The sequence below is a fragment of the Pseudomonas sp. BN606 genome (assembly GCF_029873115.1).
Classification (GTDB): domain Bacteria; phylum Pseudomonadota; class Gammaproteobacteria; order Pseudomonadales; family Pseudomonadaceae; genus Metapseudomonas.
Map to the genome: position 1 here is coordinate 24,402 of NZ_SSOF01000071.1, position 18,072 is coordinate 42,473.

The following is an 18,072-nucleotide window of genomic DNA, read 5'->3' on the forward strand; positions in this document are numbered from 1 at the left end:
GTGAGTCACACCCATGGCGGGTGATGCTGCGGGCCATTATGGCCATCGCCGGACAGGCCGCAATTAAAAATTTATTTTCATATCTTTCAATCAAAACCTGAAGAAAGACTGACTCTAAAGCGGTCAAGACTCGGGTAAATACGGCAAACAATCGACAGAAACCCCACCAGGATGTCGCTGTATTGGCAGGACCGAAAACATAAGATATGGTTTTAAATGTTTTAGCAACCTACCCGCCAAAACCGCCCCACGCACGCCCTGGCAGCCCTGACTGTCGCTAGCCGTGCCGGGATTCTCCAGAGGAGCACACCCGCGATGACCGAACTGACCCGAGCCGACTGGGAAGAACGCGCCAGCCGGCTGAGAATCGAAGGCCGCGCCTTCATCCAAGGTGAGTATGTGGAAGCTGCCAGCGGCGATACCTTCGACTGCATCAGCCCGGTCGATGGACGCCTGCTCTGCAAGGTCGCCAGTAGCGGCGAGGCGGATGCGATGCGGGCAGTTGCCTCAGCCCGTGCAACCTTCGACTCCGGCCTCTGGTCTCGCCTGGCACCGGTCGAGCGCAAGCAGGCGATGATCCGCTTCGCCGAGCTGATCGATGCCCACGCCGAGGAACTGGCCCTGCTGGAAACCCTGGACATGGGTAAACCGATCAGCGACTCGCTGAACGTTGACCTTCCTTGCGCGGTAGACGCCATTCGCTGGAGCGCCGAAGCCATCGACAAGGTCTACGACGAAGTGGCCGCAACGCCTCATGACCAACTGGGCCTGGTGACCCGTGAGCCGGTGGGGGTTGTTGCCGCCATCGTGCCGTGGAACTTCCCCCTGCTGATGACCTGCTGGAAGCTAGGCCCTGCGCTAGCTACCGGTAACTCGGTGGTCCTGAAGCCGTCCGAACGCTCCCCGCTGACCGCCATTCGCCTGGCCCAGTTGGCCTGTGATGCCGGCATCCCGGCTGGCGTGCTGAACGTGCTGCCAGGCTTCGGCCACAGTGTGGGCAAGGCTCTGGCCCTGCACATGGATGTCGACACCCTGGCCTTTACCGGCTCCACCCGCACCGCCAAGCAGCTGCTGATCAATTCTGGCGAATCCAACATGAAGCGCGTCTGGCTGGAAGCCGGCGGCAAGAGCCCGAACATCGTCTTCGCTGACGCCCCTGACCTGCAGGCCGCCGCCGAAGCCGCTGCCGGCGCCATCGCCTTCAACCAGGGCGAAGTCTGCACCGCGGGTTCGCGCCTGCTGGTAGAGCGCTCCATCAAGGACAAGTTCGTGCCCATGGTGGTCGAGGCGATCAAGGCCTGGAAGCCGGGCAACCCATTGGACCCGGCGACCAACGTCGGTGCCCTGGTGGACAGCCAGCAACTGGACATCGTGCTTGGCTACATCGAATCCGGCCACGCCGACGGTGCCAAGCTGGTGGCTGGCGGCAAACGTGTGCTGGAAGAAACCGGCGGCACCTACGTCGAGCCGACCATCTTCGACGGCGTGGACAACGCTATGCGCATCGCCAAGGAAGAAATCTTTGGCCCGGTGCTCTCGGTCATCGCCTTCGACAGCGAAGAAGAAGCGGTCGCCATCGCCAACGACACCATCTACGGCCTGGCCGCGGCGGTGTGGACCAGCAACCTGTCCCGCGCCCACCTGGTCGGCAAGGCCCTGCGCGCTGGCAGCGTCTGGATCAACCAGTACGACGGCGGCGACATGACCGCGCCCTTCGGCGGCTTCAAACAGTCCGGCAACGGCCGCGACAAGTCGCTGCACGCCTTCGACAAGTACACCGAGCTGAAAGCGACCTGGATCAAGCTCTGACCTATGGCAGGTGGCAACCGGACGGGGAGAGGTCCGGTTGCCACCCTCAACGAAGAGACCACCGGCGGCGCGCGGCCGCCTTATCACCGCTTCTTGTTCGATACCGATACAAAACCAATAAAGGAACCGACCGATGAGCAATGCACCCAGCAAGGCTGCAGTGGCTGACCGGGACGCGGAGCAATTACGCGCCCTGGGCTACACGTCCAACTTCGAACGCAGCATGAGCCTTTGGGAGAACTTTGCCCTGGGCTTCACCTACCTGTCCCCGGTGGTGGGGGTCTATACCCTGTTCGGCCTGTGTCTGGCGGCCGGAGGCCCACCGATGTTCTGGTCCTACCTGCTGGTGGGCATCGGTCAGTTGCTGGTGTGCCTCGTGTTCTGTGAAGTGGTTTCGCAATTCCCCATCTCCGGTGGCGTCTATCCCTGGGCACGGCGCCTGGTGGGCAAGCGCTGGGCCTGGATGGTGGGCTGGCTTTACTCCGTCTCGCTCTGCGTGACCATCGCTGCAGTCGCCCTCGGTGCCGGCCCCTACATCGCCAACCTGCTTGGCTTCGAGCCCACGGCCGTCACCAATACGCTGATCGCCCTTGGCCTGACCCTGATAGCGACCCTGTTGAACCTGAGCGGCACGAAACTACTGGCCCGTGTGGCGATGTTCGGCTTCATCTGCGAATTGCTGGGCGCCCTGGTAATCGGTGGCTACCTGCTGATCTTCGAGCGCCACCAACCTATCAGCGTGCTGTTCAACACGTTCGACATCAGCATCGACGGCAGCTACTGGCCCGCGTTCCTCACGGCGTCGTTGGCCGGCATGTTCCTCTACTACGGCTTCGAGGCTTGCGGCGACGTTGCCGAGGAAACACCGAACCCGAGCAAGCGCATTCCCAAGGCCATGCGCATGACCGTCTATATCGGCGGCGGCGCTGCCATGTTTGCGGCGATAGCGCTGATCCTCGCGGTGCCGGACATGGCCAAGGTGATTTCGGGCGAAGACAGCGACCCGATGTCCACCATCCTCAACAACGCTTTCGGCCCCCTCGGGTCGCGACTGGTCATGGCGGTGATCATCGTTTCCTTCGTCTCTTGCGTACTGAGCCTGCAGGCCGCAGCAAGCCGGCTGCTGTACTCCTATGCGCGTGACGAGATGGTCATGGGCAGTTCGCTGCTCAAGCGTCTGTCGCCCAACACCCATGTACCGGCCGCTGCACTGGTAGTCTGCGGCCTGCTGCCGGCCGCCATCGTCTGCGCGGGCTTCTTCTTGCAGAATGCCATCGCCGCGGTGGTTGCCTTCGCCGCGATCGGCATCTACCTGTCATTCCAGATGATCGTTGGCGGCGCGCTGTTCGCTCGCGTCCGCGGCTGGCAACCGAGCGGGCAATTCACCCTGGGCAACTGGGGTTGGGTCGTCAACATTGCGGCCCTGATCTACGGCGTGCTGGCCATCGTCAACATGTCCTGGCCGCGCACTCCGGACGCGCCGTGGTACGTCAATTACGGAATCGTCGTCACAGCGGCCGTAATCATTGCAATCGGCCTGCTCTACATGCTCGTACTCAAGCCTTACGACCGCGGCCAGGCCCCTGCTGGGGACGCGTGGAAACTGTCGACGCCAGCGCTGGAGAGCGAGCCGGCACGTTGAGTCAAACAGGGTGGGGCTGCCAGGCCCCGCCCTCCCCGCCTTCAAGCCAGCAGTGCCACCGACTTGATCTGCGCCCAGAGGGTCTGGCCAGGGTAGAGGCCAAGCTGGTCACGGGAGAAGCGGGTGATGCGCGCCAGCATGGGCGTGCCATCCACATCGAGACGCACCAGCACGTGGGCTGGATTGGCGGCCGGAGACTCTTCCACCATCCGTGCCGGCAATAGGTTGAGGATGCTGCTGTCGCGCTGTTTCTCCAGGCTCAGGCTGACGTCCCGCGCCAGCACCCGGAAGCGCAGGGAGCGGCTTTCGGCAACCGGCGAATGGGCCACCCTCACGCTGAGAGAGCTACCGGGCAACGCCAGGGTCAGCAACTGGTACTGGGCATCGAAACCCTGCACCCGCCCTTCGATCACCACACCGGCCTCGTCTTCCTGCGCGGTGGGAAGATCCAGGCGGGCGAGGGTCTGCTCCAGCGGCCCGCTGGCCAGCACCTGGCCGTTATCCAGCAGCACCAGGTGGTCGGCCAGGCGCGCCACTTCATCCGGCGAATGGCTGACGTAGAGGACCGGGATGTCCAACTCGTCATGCAGGCGCTCCAGGTAGGGCAGGATCTCGCCCTTGCGCTTGAGGTCCAGCGCCGCCAGGGGCTCATCCATCAACAGCAGGCGCGGACTGGTCAGCAGGGCACGGGCAATGCCGACACGCTGGCGCTCGCCGCCGGACAAACCGTCCGGCATGCGCTCGAGCAGATGGCTGATACCCAGCAGTTTCACCGCCTGCTCCAACGCGACACGGCGCTCCCGCGCGGGTATGCGCCGCTGGCCGAACTCCAGATTACGCAGGACCGAGAGATGTTCGAACAGGCTGGCTTCCTGGAACACATACCCCAGGGGGCGCTTGTGGGTGGGCAGGAAATGGCCACGGGCACTGTCCTGCCAGACCTCCCCATTGATCTCCAGGTAGCCCTCGGCGGCGCGCTCCAGGCCCGCGATGCAGCGCAGCAGGCTGGTCTTGCCCGATCCGGAGTGGCCGAACAGGGCGCTGACGCCACGGCCAGGCAGTTCGAGATCGGTCTCCAGGACAAAGTCCGGATGGCGCAGGCGGAATCGCGCGCGAATCTGTTGCATAAGTCAGGTCCAGCCGGGTTTCAGGCGTCGGCTGGTATTCAGCGCCAGCAGGATGAGGAAGGAGAACAACAGCATGCCGCCGGCCAACCAGTGGGCCTGGGCGTACTCCATGGCTTCGACGTGATCGAAGATCTGCACCGAGACCACGCGGGTCTTCTCCGGAATGTTGCCGCCAATCATCAGCACTACGCCGAACTCACCCACGGTATGGGCGAAGCCGAGGATGGACGCGGTGACGAAACCTGGCCTGGCCAGTGGCAGGACCACCGAGAAAAAGGTGTCCCAAGGACTGGCTCGCAGTGTGGCGGCTACTTCCAGCGGACGTTGGCCGATGGTGGTGAAGGCGTTCTGCAGGGGCTGCACGACAAAGGGCATGGAATAGATCACCGAACCCACCACCAGGCCGGCAAAGGTGAAGGGCAAGGTGCCGAGGCCTAGGCTCTGGGTGAACTGGCCGATGAACCCGTGGGGTCCCATGCTGACGAGCAAATAGAAACCGATGACCGTAGGCGGAAGCACCAGCGGCAGGGCGACCACGGCTGCGACTGTCCCCTTCAGGCGTGAACGGGTGCGCGCCAGCCACCAGGCGATAGGAGTGCCCACCACGAGCAGGAGCAGCGTGGTGAGGGTGGCAAGTTCCAGGGTCAGCCAGATGGCGGCCAGATCGGTACGGTCGAGGGGAAAGCTCATGGGTTGGCCGAATGATCACTTTTCGCTGTGTTGCGAACTATATAGCGAAGCTGCGTAGCCAGCCAGAATCAGGCTTAACCCCACCCCGGTCCGCTGCGGTGCAGGGCGTTGTCCGCGTCGAACAAGAGTTGCTCAAGGTCCTGCGCTCGCGAGGATTCGGCATGGCCGATTCGCAGGGTCAGGCTCTGCTCAGTCGCGCGATTGAAAGCACCAAGGCCAGCACGCAGGCGCTGCAGGACGGCATTCGGATCGCCATAACCGGAAGTCAGCACAAGGAACTCCCCGCCCCCGAGGCGCGCCAACAGGTCACCGCGCCGGAACTGCGCCCGAAGCATGCGAGCGGCAGTCAGCGGCAGGCTCTCACCTGGCCCGCTGTCGTTGCTGCCAACCAGCAGGTGGAGCAACAGGCAAGGTGTGTCGCGCTGGCGTGAGGCGTCCAGTTCTCCGGCGGCGTGGTGCAGGAAACCGAGACGGTTGTGCAGGCCGGTGAGCTCATCGGTCATGGAGAAGCGCTGGATGTCCTGTTCGACCCGCTCGCGCTCGCAGGCTTCGTCATAGAGCAGCCGGTTGGCGGCGACCAGGTCCTGGGTACGGGCGATGACGCGCTGCTCCAGTTCGTTGTAGAGCTGGACATTCTCCATGGCCACCGAGGTGGAGTCCGCCAGGGCCTGCAACAGACCGACCTCCCGCACACTCGCCATGCGCGGGGTGGCCCAGTAGGTGCCGATCGCCCCCACCGGGGCCATGCTGCGAATGGGCACCATCACCAGGCTTTTGACGAAGGTGGGGCGGTAGGCGTCGTGGGGGATGCGTGGGTCCTGGTAGATATCTTCGATCACTGCGGGCTCGCGGTTGATCATCGCCCAGCCGCTGATGCAGGTTTCCATGGGAAAGCGCAGGCCCTTCCACAGCGGTGAGATGGCGTCCTCATCCTTGTAGAAGCAGCGATCACCGTCACGCAGGACGAAGGTGGCACCATCCGCCCCTACCAGTTCCCGCGCAGCGCTGCGCACGATCTCTGCGATACGGTCGAGATCGCGGGCCAGGGACAATTCCTGAATGGCCCGTACCAGGCATTCGAGATTGCGTTCATAGCTGACAGCGGAACCTTCCATAGACCCACGCCTCCAGTCCGGAGCGAAGACGCCCCGGATTCATATCAGCACAGAGCTTCAGTCCTTGCGAGAGGGCGACAGCAATTCGATCTTGTAGCCGTCGGGATCTTCCACGAAGGCCAGGATACTGGTGCCGTGCTTCATCGGCCCCGGCTCACGGGTGATCTTGCCACCACGGGCACGGATGTCCTCGCAGGCCTTGTAGACATCGTCCACTTCCAGCGCGATGTGGCCATAGGCAGTGCCCAGCTCGTATTTATCCACACCCCAGTTGTAGGTGAGTTCGATCACGCTGTTGTGGGCTTCGTCGCCGTAGCCGACGAACGCGAGGGTGAACTGGCCGTCCGGATAGTCCTTGCGACGCAGCAGGGTCATGCCTAGCACTTCGGTGTAGAAGGCGATGGATTTGTCCAGGTCGCCGACGCGCAGCATGGTATGCAGCAGTCTCATCGTTGCTTCCTCATCGGTTGCCCGTTTTGCCGGGCTATAAATGCGAACCCCGGCTCGTGGCCGGGGTTCGTAGGCTCATGCTGACAAGCTTATCAGAACAGCTTGCGGCCCTTGCCTGCAGCGATGCGCATGCGCAGGGCGTTGAGCTTGATGAAGCCAGCGGCGTCGGCCTGATTGTAGGCGCCGGCATCGTCCTCGAAGGTGGCGATGTTGGCGTCGAACAGGGAGTCGTCGGACTTGCGACCGACCACGATGACGTTGCCCTTGTAAAGCTTCAGGCGTACCACACCGTTCACGTTGGTCTGGGAGGCGTCGATCATCTGCTGCAGCATCAGACGCTCCGGGCTCCACCAGTAACCGGTGTAGATCAGGCTGGCGTACTTCGGCATCAGCTCGTCTTTCAGGTGCGCGACTTCGCGGTCCAGGGTAATGGACTCGATAGCGCGGTGGGCACGAAGCATGATGGTGCCGCCGGGGGTCTCGTAGCAGCCACGGGACTTCATGCCGACATAACGGTTCTCGACGATGTCGAGGCGGCCGATGCCGTTGATGCCGCCGACGCGGTTCAGCTCGGTCAGCACCTGGGCCGGAGTCAGTTCCTTGCCGTCGATGGCGACGATGTCACCATTGCGATAGGTCAGTTCGATGTAGGTCGGGGTATCCGGCGCCTTTTCCGGGGAAGTGGTCCACTTCCACATGTCTTCTTCGTGCTCGGTCCAGGTGTCTTCCAGCACGCCGCCTTCATAGGAGATATGCAGCAGGTTGGCGTCCATGGAGTACGGGGACTTCTTCTTGCCGTGGCGCTCGATCGGGATGGCGTGCTTCTCGGCATAGTCCATCAGCTTCTCGCGGGACAGCAGGTCCCACTCGCGCCAGGGAGCGATCACTTTCACGCCCGGCTTCAGTGCATAGGCACCCAGTTCGAAACGCACCTGGTCGTTGCCCTTGCCGGTGGCGCCGTGGGAGATGGCGTCGGCGCCGGTCTCGTTGGCGATTTCGATCAGGCGCTTGGCGATCAGCGGACGGGCGATGGAGGTGCCCAGCAGGTACTCGCCTTCATAGATGGTGTTGGCGCGGAACATCGGGAATACGAAGTCGCGAACGAATTCTTCGCGCAGGTCATCGATGTAGATTTCCTTGACGCCCATCGCCTGGGCCTTGGCGCGGGCCGGCTCGACCTCTTCGCCCTGGCCGAGGTCAGCGGTGAAGGTCACTACTTCGCAGTTATAGGTATCTTGCAGCCACTTGAGGATCACCGAGGTGTCCAGGCCACCGGAATAAGCCAGGACAACCTTCTTCACGTCCGCCATGCCATCAACTCCACGGGGGTTGTACGAAAAACCCGTGATTCTACTGACCCTGGCGGTCAAATTACAGTGGCGCGACAGCTTATGACGACGAGGCGACAGAATCTGTCGACTGTGCGACGAGCGGCAGGGTCAGGAACCGCTCGGGGTCTTGGGGGCGGGAGCAGCACCCTGGACGCCCGGAGCGGGAGCCGGGCCGGTCGGAGCGGCGTCGGGAACGCCAGGCTTGACGGGATCCGGCGCCTCCGCCGGAGCAGGAGCGGGCGCTGCGGCCGGCGCCTCCACAGGCAGGTCGACGCGCGACAACTGCACGGTGGCCCGGCGATTCTTGGCCCGGTTGGCCGAGCTGTTGTTCGGCGCCAGCGGATAGCGCTCACCATGGAAGCGCATGACCATTTGCGCCTCGGGGAAACCGTTGGCCTTGAAGTAGTCGTACACCACCAGGGCGCGGCGGCGCGAGAGGTCGCGGTTGGTCAGACGATTGCCGCTGTTGTCGGAATGGCCATCGATCTCGATGTGATTGACGCTTGGATCAGCCTTGATGAAGTCGAGCATGATTTCCAGCTTCGCCCGCGCGATATCGTCCAGCTCCATGCCGCCCCCCGGAAAGCCGACCTGCACATGCTTGACCTGGTCGAAGTTCACCGGCAGCAGCTTGGCGGTGCACGCGAGATAATCCTGGTAGGCCTGGTTGAATTTCACCGGCAGCAGGCGCACTTCCATGGCGTCGCCGCCCTGCAGGGTGCGATGGCGTATCAGAGGGCTGCGGCCCTCCATCAGGCCGGCAAGCAGACGCCCGGCCTGCTGCTGGGAACTGTTGAAGGGCACCTCACCGCCGCCGACGCTGACCACACCAAGGTTGATATCGCCCCTGCCCGGCTGCCAGGGCGCTGCAGCCGCCAGCAAGGTCGCTGACCCCGCCCCCATCCAGCGTTCGTGAGCCTTCAGGCGGAAAGTGGCCTGCTCGCCGGCACGACGCACGAACTCACCCGCACCGAAGTCCGTGATGGATTGCGAAAGGCGGCATTCGAACTTGTCACCCTCGACCTTCCACTCCACCTTCTCCAGGCGAGTCTGGAATGTGATGGCCATGGCCGGCAGGCTGGCGAGCAAACTCAGGATGGCGAGATAACGCTGGCGCACGGCTGGCTCCACGGGGAATTACGGCGTTCCTGCTGGATATCGGTGGCGCTCGACAAAACTTGAGCGCGGATTTACCTGCGCACTCGCCCGAGGATCAGGCCCTGCGTGCCCCTGCAGGGCTTTTCCGGTAGCATGTCCGCCCAGTTCTGCCCGCCTGGAAGCCCCTCATGTCCGACCGTTTGACCCTCCTGCGTCCCGACGACTGGCACATCCATCTGCGCGATGGTGCCGTCCTGGCCCACACCGTTGCGGATGCTGCCCGTACTTTCGGCCGCGCCATCATCATGCCCAACCTGGTACCTCCGGTTCGCAATGCCGAGGAAGCCGACGCGTATCGCCAGCGCATCCTTGCCGCCCGTCCGGCGGGCAGCCACTTCGAACCCTTGATGGTGCTGTACCTCACCGATCGCACCAGCCCGGAGGACATTCGCGCGGCCAAGGCTTCCGGTTTCGTGCACGCGGCCAAGCTTTATCCGGCCGGCGCCACCACCAACTCGGATTCCGGCGTCACCAGCGTCGACAAGATCTTCCCGGCCCTGGAAGCCATGGCCGAAGTCGGCATGCTGCTGCTGGTCCACGGTGAAGTGACCCGTGGCGAAATCGACGTATTCGACCGCGAGAAAGTATTCATCGACGAACACCTGACCCGCGTAGTCGAGCGCTTCCCGACCCTGAAGGTGGTGTTCGAACACATCACCACCGGCGACGCGGTGCAGTTCGTGCAATCGGCTTCGGCCAACGTCGGCGCCACCATCACCGCCCACCACCTGCTGTACAACCGCAACCACATGCTGGTTGGCGGCATTCGTCCGCACTTCTATTGCCTGCCGATCCTCAAGCGCAACGTACATCAGGAAGCACTACTGGACGCTGCCACCAGCGGCAGCGCCAAGTTCTTCCTCGGCACCGACTCGGCGCCCCACGCCAAGCACGCCAAGGAAGCCGCGTGCGGCTGCGCCGGCTGCTACACCGCGTATGCCGCCATCGAGCTCTATGCTGAAGCCTTCGAGCAGCGCAATGCGCTGGACAAGCTGGAGGCCTTCGCCAGTTTCCACGGTCCGGACTTCTACGGCCTACCACGCAACACCGACCGCATCACCCTGGTCCGCGAAGAATGGACCGCCCCCGCCACCCTGCCGCTGGGCGAGCAGGTGGTGGTACCGCTGCGCGCTGGCGAGAAGCTGCAATGGCGCCTGCTGGAGGAACAAGCGTGAGCGAGGACCTTTACGACGACGAACTGGACGGCAGCCTGCCCTCCGGCCCGCGCCACCCCATGGCAGCGCGCTTCCGTGGTTACCTGCCGGTGGTGGTAGATGTGGAGACCGGCGGTTTCAACGCCGCGACCGATGCCTTGCTGGAGATCGCCGCGACCACCATCGCGATGGATGAGCAGGGTTTCCTCTACCCGGACCATACCCACTTCTTCCGCATCGAGCCGTTCGAAGGCGCCAATATCGAACAGGCCGCGCTGGAGTTCACCGGGATCAAGCTGGATCACCCACTGCGCATGGCGGTGAGCGAGGAGCACGCGCTGACGGAAATCTTCCGTGGCCTGCGCAAGTCGATCAAAGCCAATGGCTGCAAGCGCGCCATCCTGGTCGGCCACAACTCCAGCTTCGACCTCGGTTTCCTGAATGCTGCAGTGAACCGGACCGCTCTCAAGCGCAATCCATTCCACCCCTTCTCCAGCTTCGACACCGCGACCCTGGCTGGCCTCGCCTACGGTCAGACCGTACTGGCCAAGGCTTGCCAGGCCGCCGGCATCGATTTCGACGGCCGCGAGGCACACTCGGCGCGCTACGACACCGAGAAGACTGCCGAGCTGTTCTGCGGCATCGTCAACCGCTGGAAGGAAATGGGCGGCTGGATCGACGACGACGATTGAGTCCCCATCGAAACTCCAGACATGAAAAAGCCCGGCATATGCCGGGCTTTTTCTTTAGCTGGAAACGCTTACAGGGAAGAAGCGTTCTCGGCCAGGTACTGGGCAACACCTTCCGGAGAAGCGGTCATGCCCTTGTCGCCTTTCTTCCAGTTGGCCGGGCAGACTTCGCCGTGCTCTTCGGTGAACTGCAGGGCGTCGACCAGACGCAGCAGCTCGTCCATGTTACGGCCCAGCGGCAGGTCGTTGACGATCTGGGAACGCACAACGCCGTTCTTGTCGATCAGGAAAGCGCCGCGGTAAGCCACGCCGTCTTCGGATTCGACGTCGTAGGCCTTGGCGATTTCGTGCTTCATGTCGGCAGCCAGGGTGTACTTGACCGGGCCGATGCCGCCCTTGTCTACCGGGGTGTTACGCCAGGCGTTGTGGGTGAAGTGGGAGTCGATCGACACGCCGATCACTTCCACGCCACGGGCCTGGAACTCGGGAATGCGGTGGTCCAGGGCGATCAGCTCGGACGGGCAGACGAAGGTGAAGTCCAGCGGGTAGAAGAACACCAGACCGTATTTGCCCTTGATGGCCTCGGACAGGGTGAAGCTGTCGACGATTTCGCCATTGCCCAGAACGGCGGCAACGGTGAAGTCCGGAGCCTGCTTGCCTACGAGTACGCTCATTCCATGTCTCCTGAGTTGTCATGAGTAGTCAGTGGGGTCGGGGTCACAGCCTGGCCGACCAATGTGGCGACGCCATGACACCCGCTTCCAAAAGGACGGGCAATAATACACTCGACGGCTAACCCCGCCCACCGCTTTCGACTGGCGGGTCAACGTCCGCCGCTGACCGCCGAATTACGCGGGAACACCTCTGGCCCGGGCGTTTCAGGCAAATCTTTGACAATCATTCTCATTACTATTAGTATCCCCTCATCCAACCACTCCCCTGAGTTCTGAGTGCTATGTACGTCTGTCTCTGTCTAGGTGTCACTGACGGTCAAATTCGCGAAGCCATCTATGAAGGCTGCTGCAGCTATCGCGAAGTACGCAACACGCTGGAAGTGGGCACCCAATGCGGCAAGTGTGCTTGCCTGGCCAAGCAGGTGGTCAAGGAGACCTTGGCCGAGGTGCAGAGCAGCCAGGCGGCCCTCGCCTACCCCGCGGCATACGCCATCGCCTGACCATTCGGCGGAATCACAGGAAACCGGACCGCAGCGTCCGGTTTTTTGTGCCTGATTTTCAATACTTTAGAGTTCAAATGTAGAAGTAAAACATTCTTATTAATATTCAAATTCATTTGTAATTCAACAACTTAGATTTGACACAATAAATTGCGAGGATCAGAATTTCTTAACCATCCACTCTTCCTACGGCAGGATTCCACATGAAAGGCGACAAGAAAGTCATACAGCATCTCAACAAGATCCTCGGAAACGAGCTTGTTGCGATCAACCAGTACTTCCTGCACGCCCGCATGTACGAAGATTGGGGTCTGAAGAAACTGGGTGAACACGAGTACCACGAGTCCATCGACGAGATGAAGCATGCGGACAAGCTGATCAAGCGCATTCTCTTCCTCGAGGGCCTCCCCAACCTGCAAGACCTTGGCAAGCTGATGATCGGCGAGAACACCAAGGAGATGCTGGCCAGCGACCTCAAGCTGGAGCTGGCAGCCGTTCCGGACCTGAAGACGGCTATTGCCTACTGCGAAAGCGTCGGTGACTACGGCAGCCGCGAACTGCTGGAAGAAATCCTCGAGTCCGAGGAAGAACATATCGACTGGCTGGAAACCCAACTGGGCCTGATCGACAAAGTCGGCCTGGAGAACTATTTGCAGTCGCAGATGGACGAGTAATCCGCCGACAAAAAAGAAGCCCCGCCAATGCGGGGCTTTTTAATTTGATGCACCGCCAAATCATTCTCCTCGAATCCGGAACACTATTAACTATCGAAAAACGGACCGACATGAATGAGTAACTTTCAACATCAAGATGCCTTCTCAATTTGAGAAGCCAGTATCTTCCCGAACAGCTAACGATAAGCAAAAAAAACCCCGCATTTGCGGGGCTTTTTTCGAATCCGGAGCGGATCAGGCGCTGGCCTTGCTCACGGCATCCTTGACCAGGGTCTGCAGCTCACCCTTTTCGAACATCTCGGTAATGATGTCGCTGCCACCAACCAGTTCACCGCCTACCCACAGCTGGGGGAAGGTCGGCCAGTTCGCGTACTTCGGCAGATTCGCGCGGATTTCCGGATTCTGCAGAATGTCGACATAAGCGAACTTCTCGCCACAAGCCATCAGGACTTGCGCGGCGCGGGCCGAGAAGCCGCACTGCGGAGCGTTCGGCGAGCCTTTCATGTACAGCAGGACAGTGTTGTTGGCGATCTGCTCTTTGATGGTTTCGATGATATCCATTGGGCACCTCGGCTGAACTTTCCGACTGGCAAGTCGGCAGGATGGCGGCATTGTAACGGAAAGCCGAGCGGCGCGCTCGGGCTTCCCTTGTCTTCAGGCGGCCACCACTTCCACAGGAACGCCATTGAGTGCGGCGTTGCCAGAAACCGCATCCAGTTGGCGTTCATCGGTCAGATCGTTGGCACTGGCGCCCGGCTGCTCGCTGGCGATGCCCATGCGCACACCGGGCCGTGCATGCCCCCAACCATGGGGAAGGCTGACTACGCCCGGCATCATGTCCTCGCTGGCGCCTACCTCTACCTCGATCATCCCAACCCGCGAACGCACCCTTACCCGTTGCCCATCTACCAGTCCACGTGCTTCCAGGTCGCGCGGGTGCATCAGCAACTGATGACGCGGCTTGCCTTTCACCAAGCGGTGGTAGTTGTGCATCCAGGAGTTGTTGCTGCGCACATGGCGGCGACCAATCAGCACCAGCTCGCCCTCCCGGGGAGTGGGTTGTGCCGCGAAGCGTTCGAGATCGGCCAGGAGAATCGACGGAGCTGCCTCGACCTTGCGGCTGGTCGTCTTCAGCCGACCGGCCAGATTGGGCTTTAGCGGGCCGAGGTCAACGCCGTGGGGATGTTCCCGCAACCGCGCCACGGAAAGCTTGAGCTCGGAGCGGTCACCATAGGCACCGGCACGCAGCCCCAGATCGATCATCTGCTCGGGGGCCATGGTGGGCTTCAGTTCGATACCGGTGCGAGCGGCAAAGGCCTTGGCCAGCCCGACGAAGATTTCCCAGTCGTGCAGCGCCCCCGCTGGCTTGGTCAGTACGGACTCGTTGAAGCGGGTGACGTTGCGGACGGCGAAAAGGTTGAAGGTGGTGTCGTAGTGCTCGTGCTCCAGGGGCGCGGTGGGCGGCAGGATCAGGTCGGCATAGCGGGTAGTCTCGTTGATATAGAGGTCGATGCTGAGCATGAACTCCAGGCCATCCAGCGCCTGTTCCAGCTGACGACCGTTGGGCGTGGACAACACCGGATTGCCGGCAACCGTCACCAACGCCCTCACCTGCCCCTCGCCAGGAGTGAGCATTTCTTCAGCCAGTGCCGCTACCGGCAGCTCTCCGCCGTACTCGGGCAAGCCGGATACCCGGCTCTGCCAGCGATTGAAATGACCGCCCGACGTGGCGGCTACCAGGTCTACCGCCGGTTCGGTGCAGAGCACACCACCCACCCGATCCAGGTTGCCGGTAACCAGGTTGATCAGCTGGATCAGCCATTGGCAGAGGCTGCCGAAGGCCTGGGTCGATACGCCCATGCGGCCATAGCAAACCGCACTCTCGGCCGCAGCGAAGTCCCGGGCCAGTTGGCGAATGTGTTCTGCCGGAACGCCGCAACGCTGGCTCATGGCCTCTGGCGTGAATCGGTCGATGGCCTCCCGCACCTGTTCAAGACCTTCGATCTCAAGATGGGTGGCGCGACCAAGGCGCTCTTCGAACAGGGTATTGAGCAAGCCGAACAGAAGCGCCGCATCCTGCCCCGGACGCACGAACAGGTGTTGATCGGCCATGGCCGCGGTTTCGCTGCGTCGGGGGTCGACTACCACCAGTTTTCCTCCCCGCGCCTGTAGCGCCTTCAGGCGCTTCTCCACATCCGGCACGGTCATGATGCTGCCGTTCGAAGCCAGTGGGTTGCCGCCCAGGATGAGCATGAACTGTGTCTGATCGATGTCCGGAATCGGAATCAGCAAGCCGTGACCGTACATTTGCTGGCTGATCAGGTGATGGGGCAACTGGTCCACCGAAGTCGCCGAAAAGCGTCCGCGGGTCTTGAGCAAACCGAGGAAGTAGTTGCTGTGAGTCATCAACCCATAGTTGTGCACGCTTGGGTTGCCCTGATAGACGGCCACCGCATTGTTGCCATGACGTCCCTGGATATCCGCCAGACGCTCGGCCACCAGCGCAAAGGCTTCATCCCACTCGATGGGCAACCATTCGTTGCCGGCTCGGCGCATGGGTTGGCGAATACGGTCAGGATCGTTCTGGATGTCCTGCAGAGCCACCGCCTTGGGGCAGATATGGCCTCGACTGAAGCTGTCCTGGGCGTCGCCCTTGATGGAAAGGATGCGCCGGCTGCCATCCTCCTGGTCTTCGGTCTCGATGGTCAGGCCGCAGATGGCCTCGCAGAGATGGCACGCACGGTGATGAAGGGTCTTGGTCATTGCCTGGCCTCATTCTTGTTCGAGACGACCGGTCAGGTCGCAAGAACGAGACTATGGAACCAGAAGTGCCGCTCGGCCAGCAGCGTCATCGCCGTGAATCGGCAGGCATCATGCCTGCCGATTCACCAGCCCCGTCAGCGGATGGACTGGATGGTGCCCTTGTTGCCGGTCACCTTGGCGGTCACCTTCTTGAATACGACGTAATCCTTCACGCTCAGCTCGTAGCGCGGAGCGACGATCAGGTCTGCCCCCGAAGACTTGACAGCCTTGTAGGCCGCAGCAGACTTGACGGCGGAGATGGGGTCCGGACCGAAAGGCAGGCCGCCACCACTGTCGCCGCCATAGGCCACGCCATCAGCGAACTCCGCGTCCCCACCGAACTGCAGGAAGCTGAACAGGATGTTCACCTCGGACTGCCCAGTGATTTGCTCGCCCACTTTGATATCGGCCTTGAGGTCGGTCTTCACGTTGCCGTTCAGCGGTGAAGTCGGTTGGCTGACGTTGTAGCTGCTGCAGCCGGTCATGGCAGCGAAGGTGACAGCCAGGGCAGTGGGTACAAGGAACTTCTTCATTGCGATCTCCATGGATCATAGAAAGTCTGAACGGCTCCGCTGGATTTCCATGCGCGGTAGCCGTCCCCGGAAAACACCCGAATCCGGGGACGCGCAAACCTATCAATCCGCTTCACGCGGCATCAGTTCACGCGTTCCGAAAAGACCTTCAGATATTTTCCCGCCGAGTGGCGGTAGATGGAGTAGGCCCACATCTCAGGGCGTAGGCTCAGCCAGGCAGACCCGATTACGCCCCCCACTCTTGGCCCGATAGAGTGCTGCATCGGCCTGCTCCAGCAGGTGTTCGGGGCGGTCGTCCTGCGCCGGCACCTCACTGTGCGCGCCCACGCTCACCGTTACCACGCCAAAGGGATTGCCGGAGTGCACCAGGCCCTGCTCGTAGACCGCCTGCCGAATCCGCTCCGCCACCAAGCGTGCGCCGGCGACATCGGTATGGGGCAGCAGTACGGCGAACTCCTCGCCGCCATAACGGGCCACCGTGTCTCCGGCGCGCACCTTGAAACGACGTAGCACGTCGCCCACCGCCTTGAGGCAGACGTCGCCTGCCTGGTGGCCGTAGCGGTCGTTGTAGGCCTTGAAGAAATCAACGTCGATCATCACCAGCGCCAGTGGCGAGCCAACCGTAGCGGCGCGGTGGTACTCGACCTGCAAGGCCTGATCGAACTGCCGTCGATTGGAGATGCCGGTCAGGCTGTCACGGTTGGCTAGACGGAACAGTTCGCGGTTTTCCCGCGCAATGCTCTGGGCGGCAGCCATGCGCTTGCGCATCCGCGTAGCCAATCCACCGCCGACAAGGATCAGCGCCAGCACCAGCATCGCCACCAGGCAGGCGACCACCGCAGTCTTTCGCCCCCACTCGGCCAGCACTTCCTGGCGGGACATGGACACCGCCACCACCAGCGGGAAGTGATCCAGGGCGCGGTACGCGTAGATGCGGTCCACCCCATCGAGCACGGAAATGCTCGCCCCCAGCCCCACTGGCGAACGCTTGAGATCAGACTGGAACATGTAGCTGCCGGCCATGCTCTCGCCCGTAGCGCCGGAGGTTTCAGGCCGGCGGTAGACGATCGTGCCGTCGTTCATGGCAACCAGGAGGGAACCCTGCACGCCCATGTCGAAGTGCTTGTAGAACTCGCGGAAGTGATCGATGCGGATGGTCGCCAGCACTACCCCGGCGAAACGACCGTCCCTGTCATTGAAGCGGCGCGACACCGGTAGAATCCACTCACCGGTGGAACGGCTGCGAATCGGGTTGCTCACTTCGGTATCGCGACTCACGGAATGGAGGTGATGCTGGAAGTAGGCGCGATCCGAGTTGTTCGCGTCGTTTGCTGGCGGCGGATTGGTGTAGTAGAGCCAACGCCCTTCGGCGTCATAGACGAACAGTCCGGCCAGTTGCGAGGCTCGCTGCTTGTAGGTCACCAGCAACTGATTGATGGCTTCGGGACTGCTCTCCCCCCGCTCCAGCAGATTCACCAGGCCACCGAGGATGATATCGGCCTCCTTGATGGATTCCTGGCCATGCTGGGCAATGGAATAGGCCAGGTTGGCGTTGGCCTTGTCCGCTTCCCTCAGGTAGACCTGCTTGGAATCCAGCACCTGGGCCAGGTTCATCAGGATGGCTCCCAGACCCGCCAACAGCAGCAGCGCGTACGCCAACCACAGTGAACGTCGCGTTCCCTGGTAGCCCTGAACGGGTTCCGGACCGGTTCCAGCCATCCGCA

The 18,072-nt window shown here is 62.1% G+C and carries 17 protein-coding genes; 6 read left to right on the forward strand and 11 right to left on the reverse strand.

Annotated features, from left to right (window positions below; all coding sequences use genetic code 11):
* Window positions 1–315: 315 nt before the first annotated feature.
* Both E8E75_RS13460 and E8E75_RS13465 read left to right on the forward strand, forming a co-directional pair.
* Entirely contained in the window at window positions 316–1,809 is a 1,494-nt protein-coding gene (locus E8E75_RS13460) for an aldehyde dehydrogenase (protein WP_280359155.1), read from the forward strand.
* Between the two features lie 133 nt (window positions 1,810–1,942).
* Entirely contained in the window at window positions 1,943–3,451 is a 1,509-nt protein-coding gene (locus E8E75_RS13465) for an amino acid permease (protein WP_120652542.1), read from the forward strand.
* Between the two features lie 41 nt (window positions 3,452–3,492).
* Here the strand turns inward: E8E75_RS13465 and modC are convergent, their stop codons facing one another.
* From modC to E8E75_RS13495, 6 genes are all read right to left on the reverse strand, one after another.
* Window positions 3,493–4,578: a molybdenum ABC transporter ATP-binding protein gene (gene modC, locus E8E75_RS13470; protein WP_120652543.1), complete on the reverse strand. Its 1,086-nt coding sequence runs from the start codon at window positions 4,576–4,578 to the stop codon at window positions 3,493–3,495.
* Window positions 4,579–4,581: 3 nt separating this feature from the next.
* Complete coding sequence (modB, locus tag E8E75_RS13475; protein ID WP_120652544.1) at window positions 4,582–5,268, reverse strand: molybdate ABC transporter permease subunit; 687 nt, start codon at window positions 5,266–5,268, stop codon at window positions 4,582–4,584.
* A 74-nt stretch (window positions 5,269–5,342) separates the two neighbouring features.
* Entirely contained in the window at window positions 5,343–6,383 is a 1,041-nt protein-coding gene (locus tag E8E75_RS13480; protein ID WP_153921238.1) for a sensor domain-containing diguanylate cyclase, read from the reverse strand.
* Between the two features lie 57 nt (window positions 6,384–6,440).
* Complete coding sequence (gloA, locus tag E8E75_RS13485) at window positions 6,441–6,833, reverse strand: lactoylglutathione lyase (RefSeq protein ID WP_120652546.1); 393 nt, start codon at window positions 6,831–6,833, stop codon at window positions 6,441–6,443.
* Between the two features lie 92 nt (window positions 6,834–6,925).
* A complete protein-coding gene (locus E8E75_RS13490) occupies window positions 6,926–8,143 on the reverse strand; it encodes an argininosuccinate synthase (RefSeq protein ID WP_120652547.1) in 1,218 nt (405 codons plus the stop codon).
* Window positions 8,144–8,272: 129 nt separating this feature from the next.
* Window positions 8,273–9,283, reverse strand: coding sequence for an OmpA family protein (locus E8E75_RS13495; protein WP_280359158.1), 1,011 nt, complete (start codon window positions 9,281–9,283; stop codon window positions 8,273–8,275).
* A gap of 167 nt (window positions 9,284–9,450) precedes the next feature.
* On the opposite strand from E8E75_RS13495, the gene pyrC reads away from it, so the two are divergent.
* Both pyrC and rnt read left to right on the forward strand, forming a co-directional pair.
* Complete coding sequence (gene pyrC / locus E8E75_RS13500; protein WP_153921240.1) at window positions 9,451–10,497, forward strand: dihydroorotase; 1,047 nt, start codon at window positions 9,451–9,453, stop codon at window positions 10,495–10,497.
* Entirely contained in the window at window positions 10,494–11,168 is a 675-nt protein-coding gene (gene rnt, locus E8E75_RS13505; RefSeq protein WP_120652549.1) for a ribonuclease T, read from the forward strand. Before pyrC ends, rnt begins: the two co-directional genes overlap by 4 nt.
* Window positions 11,169–11,236: 68 nt before the next feature.
* Here rnt and E8E75_RS13510 read toward each other — a convergent pair whose 3' ends face one another.
* Window positions 11,237–11,839 carry a peroxiredoxin C gene (locus E8E75_RS13510; protein ID WP_120652550.1) on the reverse strand — a complete coding sequence of 201 codons (603 nt, stop codon included), beginning with the start codon at window positions 11,837–11,839 and terminating at the stop codon, window positions 11,237–11,239.
* 281 nt (window positions 11,840–12,120) lie between these two features.
* Here E8E75_RS13510 and E8E75_RS13515 point away from each other — a divergent pair, with 281 nt between their 5' ends.
* Both E8E75_RS13515 and bfr read left to right on the forward strand, forming a co-directional pair.
* Window positions 12,121–12,339: a bacterioferritin-associated ferredoxin gene (locus tag E8E75_RS13515; protein ID WP_069085145.1), complete on the forward strand. Its 219-nt coding sequence runs from the start codon at window positions 12,121–12,123 to the stop codon at window positions 12,337–12,339.
* A gap of 203 nt (window positions 12,340–12,542) precedes the next feature.
* Window positions 12,543–13,013, forward strand: coding sequence for a bacterioferritin (gene bfr / locus E8E75_RS13520; protein WP_120652551.1), 471 nt, complete (start codon window positions 12,543–12,545; stop codon window positions 13,011–13,013).
* 234 nt (window positions 13,014–13,247) lie between these two features.
* On the opposite strand, the gene grxD is transcribed toward bfr, so the two are convergent.
* The 4 genes from grxD to E8E75_RS13540 all read right to left on the reverse strand — a co-directional run bounded on the left by grxD (window position 13,248) and on the right by E8E75_RS13540 (window position 18,067).
* Window positions 13,248–13,574: a Grx4 family monothiol glutaredoxin gene (gene grxD, locus E8E75_RS13525; RefSeq protein ID WP_120652552.1), complete on the reverse strand. Its 327-nt coding sequence runs from the start codon at window positions 13,572–13,574 to the stop codon at window positions 13,248–13,250.
* Window positions 13,575–13,667: 93 nt separating this feature from the next.
* Window positions 13,668–15,776 (reverse strand): molybdopterin oxidoreductase family protein, encoded by a 2,109-nt coding sequence (locus E8E75_RS13530; protein ID WP_153921245.1) that lies wholly within the window; start codon window positions 15,774–15,776, stop codon window positions 13,668–13,670.
* A gap of 134 nt (window positions 15,777–15,910) precedes the next feature.
* Entirely contained in the window at window positions 15,911–16,348 is a 438-nt protein-coding gene (locus tag E8E75_RS13535; RefSeq protein ID WP_120652554.1) for a hypothetical protein, read from the reverse strand.
* Window positions 16,349–16,543: 195 nt separating this feature from the next.
* The gene (locus E8E75_RS13540) at window positions 16,544–18,067 is read right to left on the reverse strand and encodes a sensor domain-containing diguanylate cyclase (protein ID WP_153921247.1); all 1,524 of its coding nucleotides are present in this window, start codon (window positions 18,065–18,067) and stop codon (window positions 16,544–16,546) included.
* Window positions 18,068–18,072: the final 5 nt, after the last annotated feature.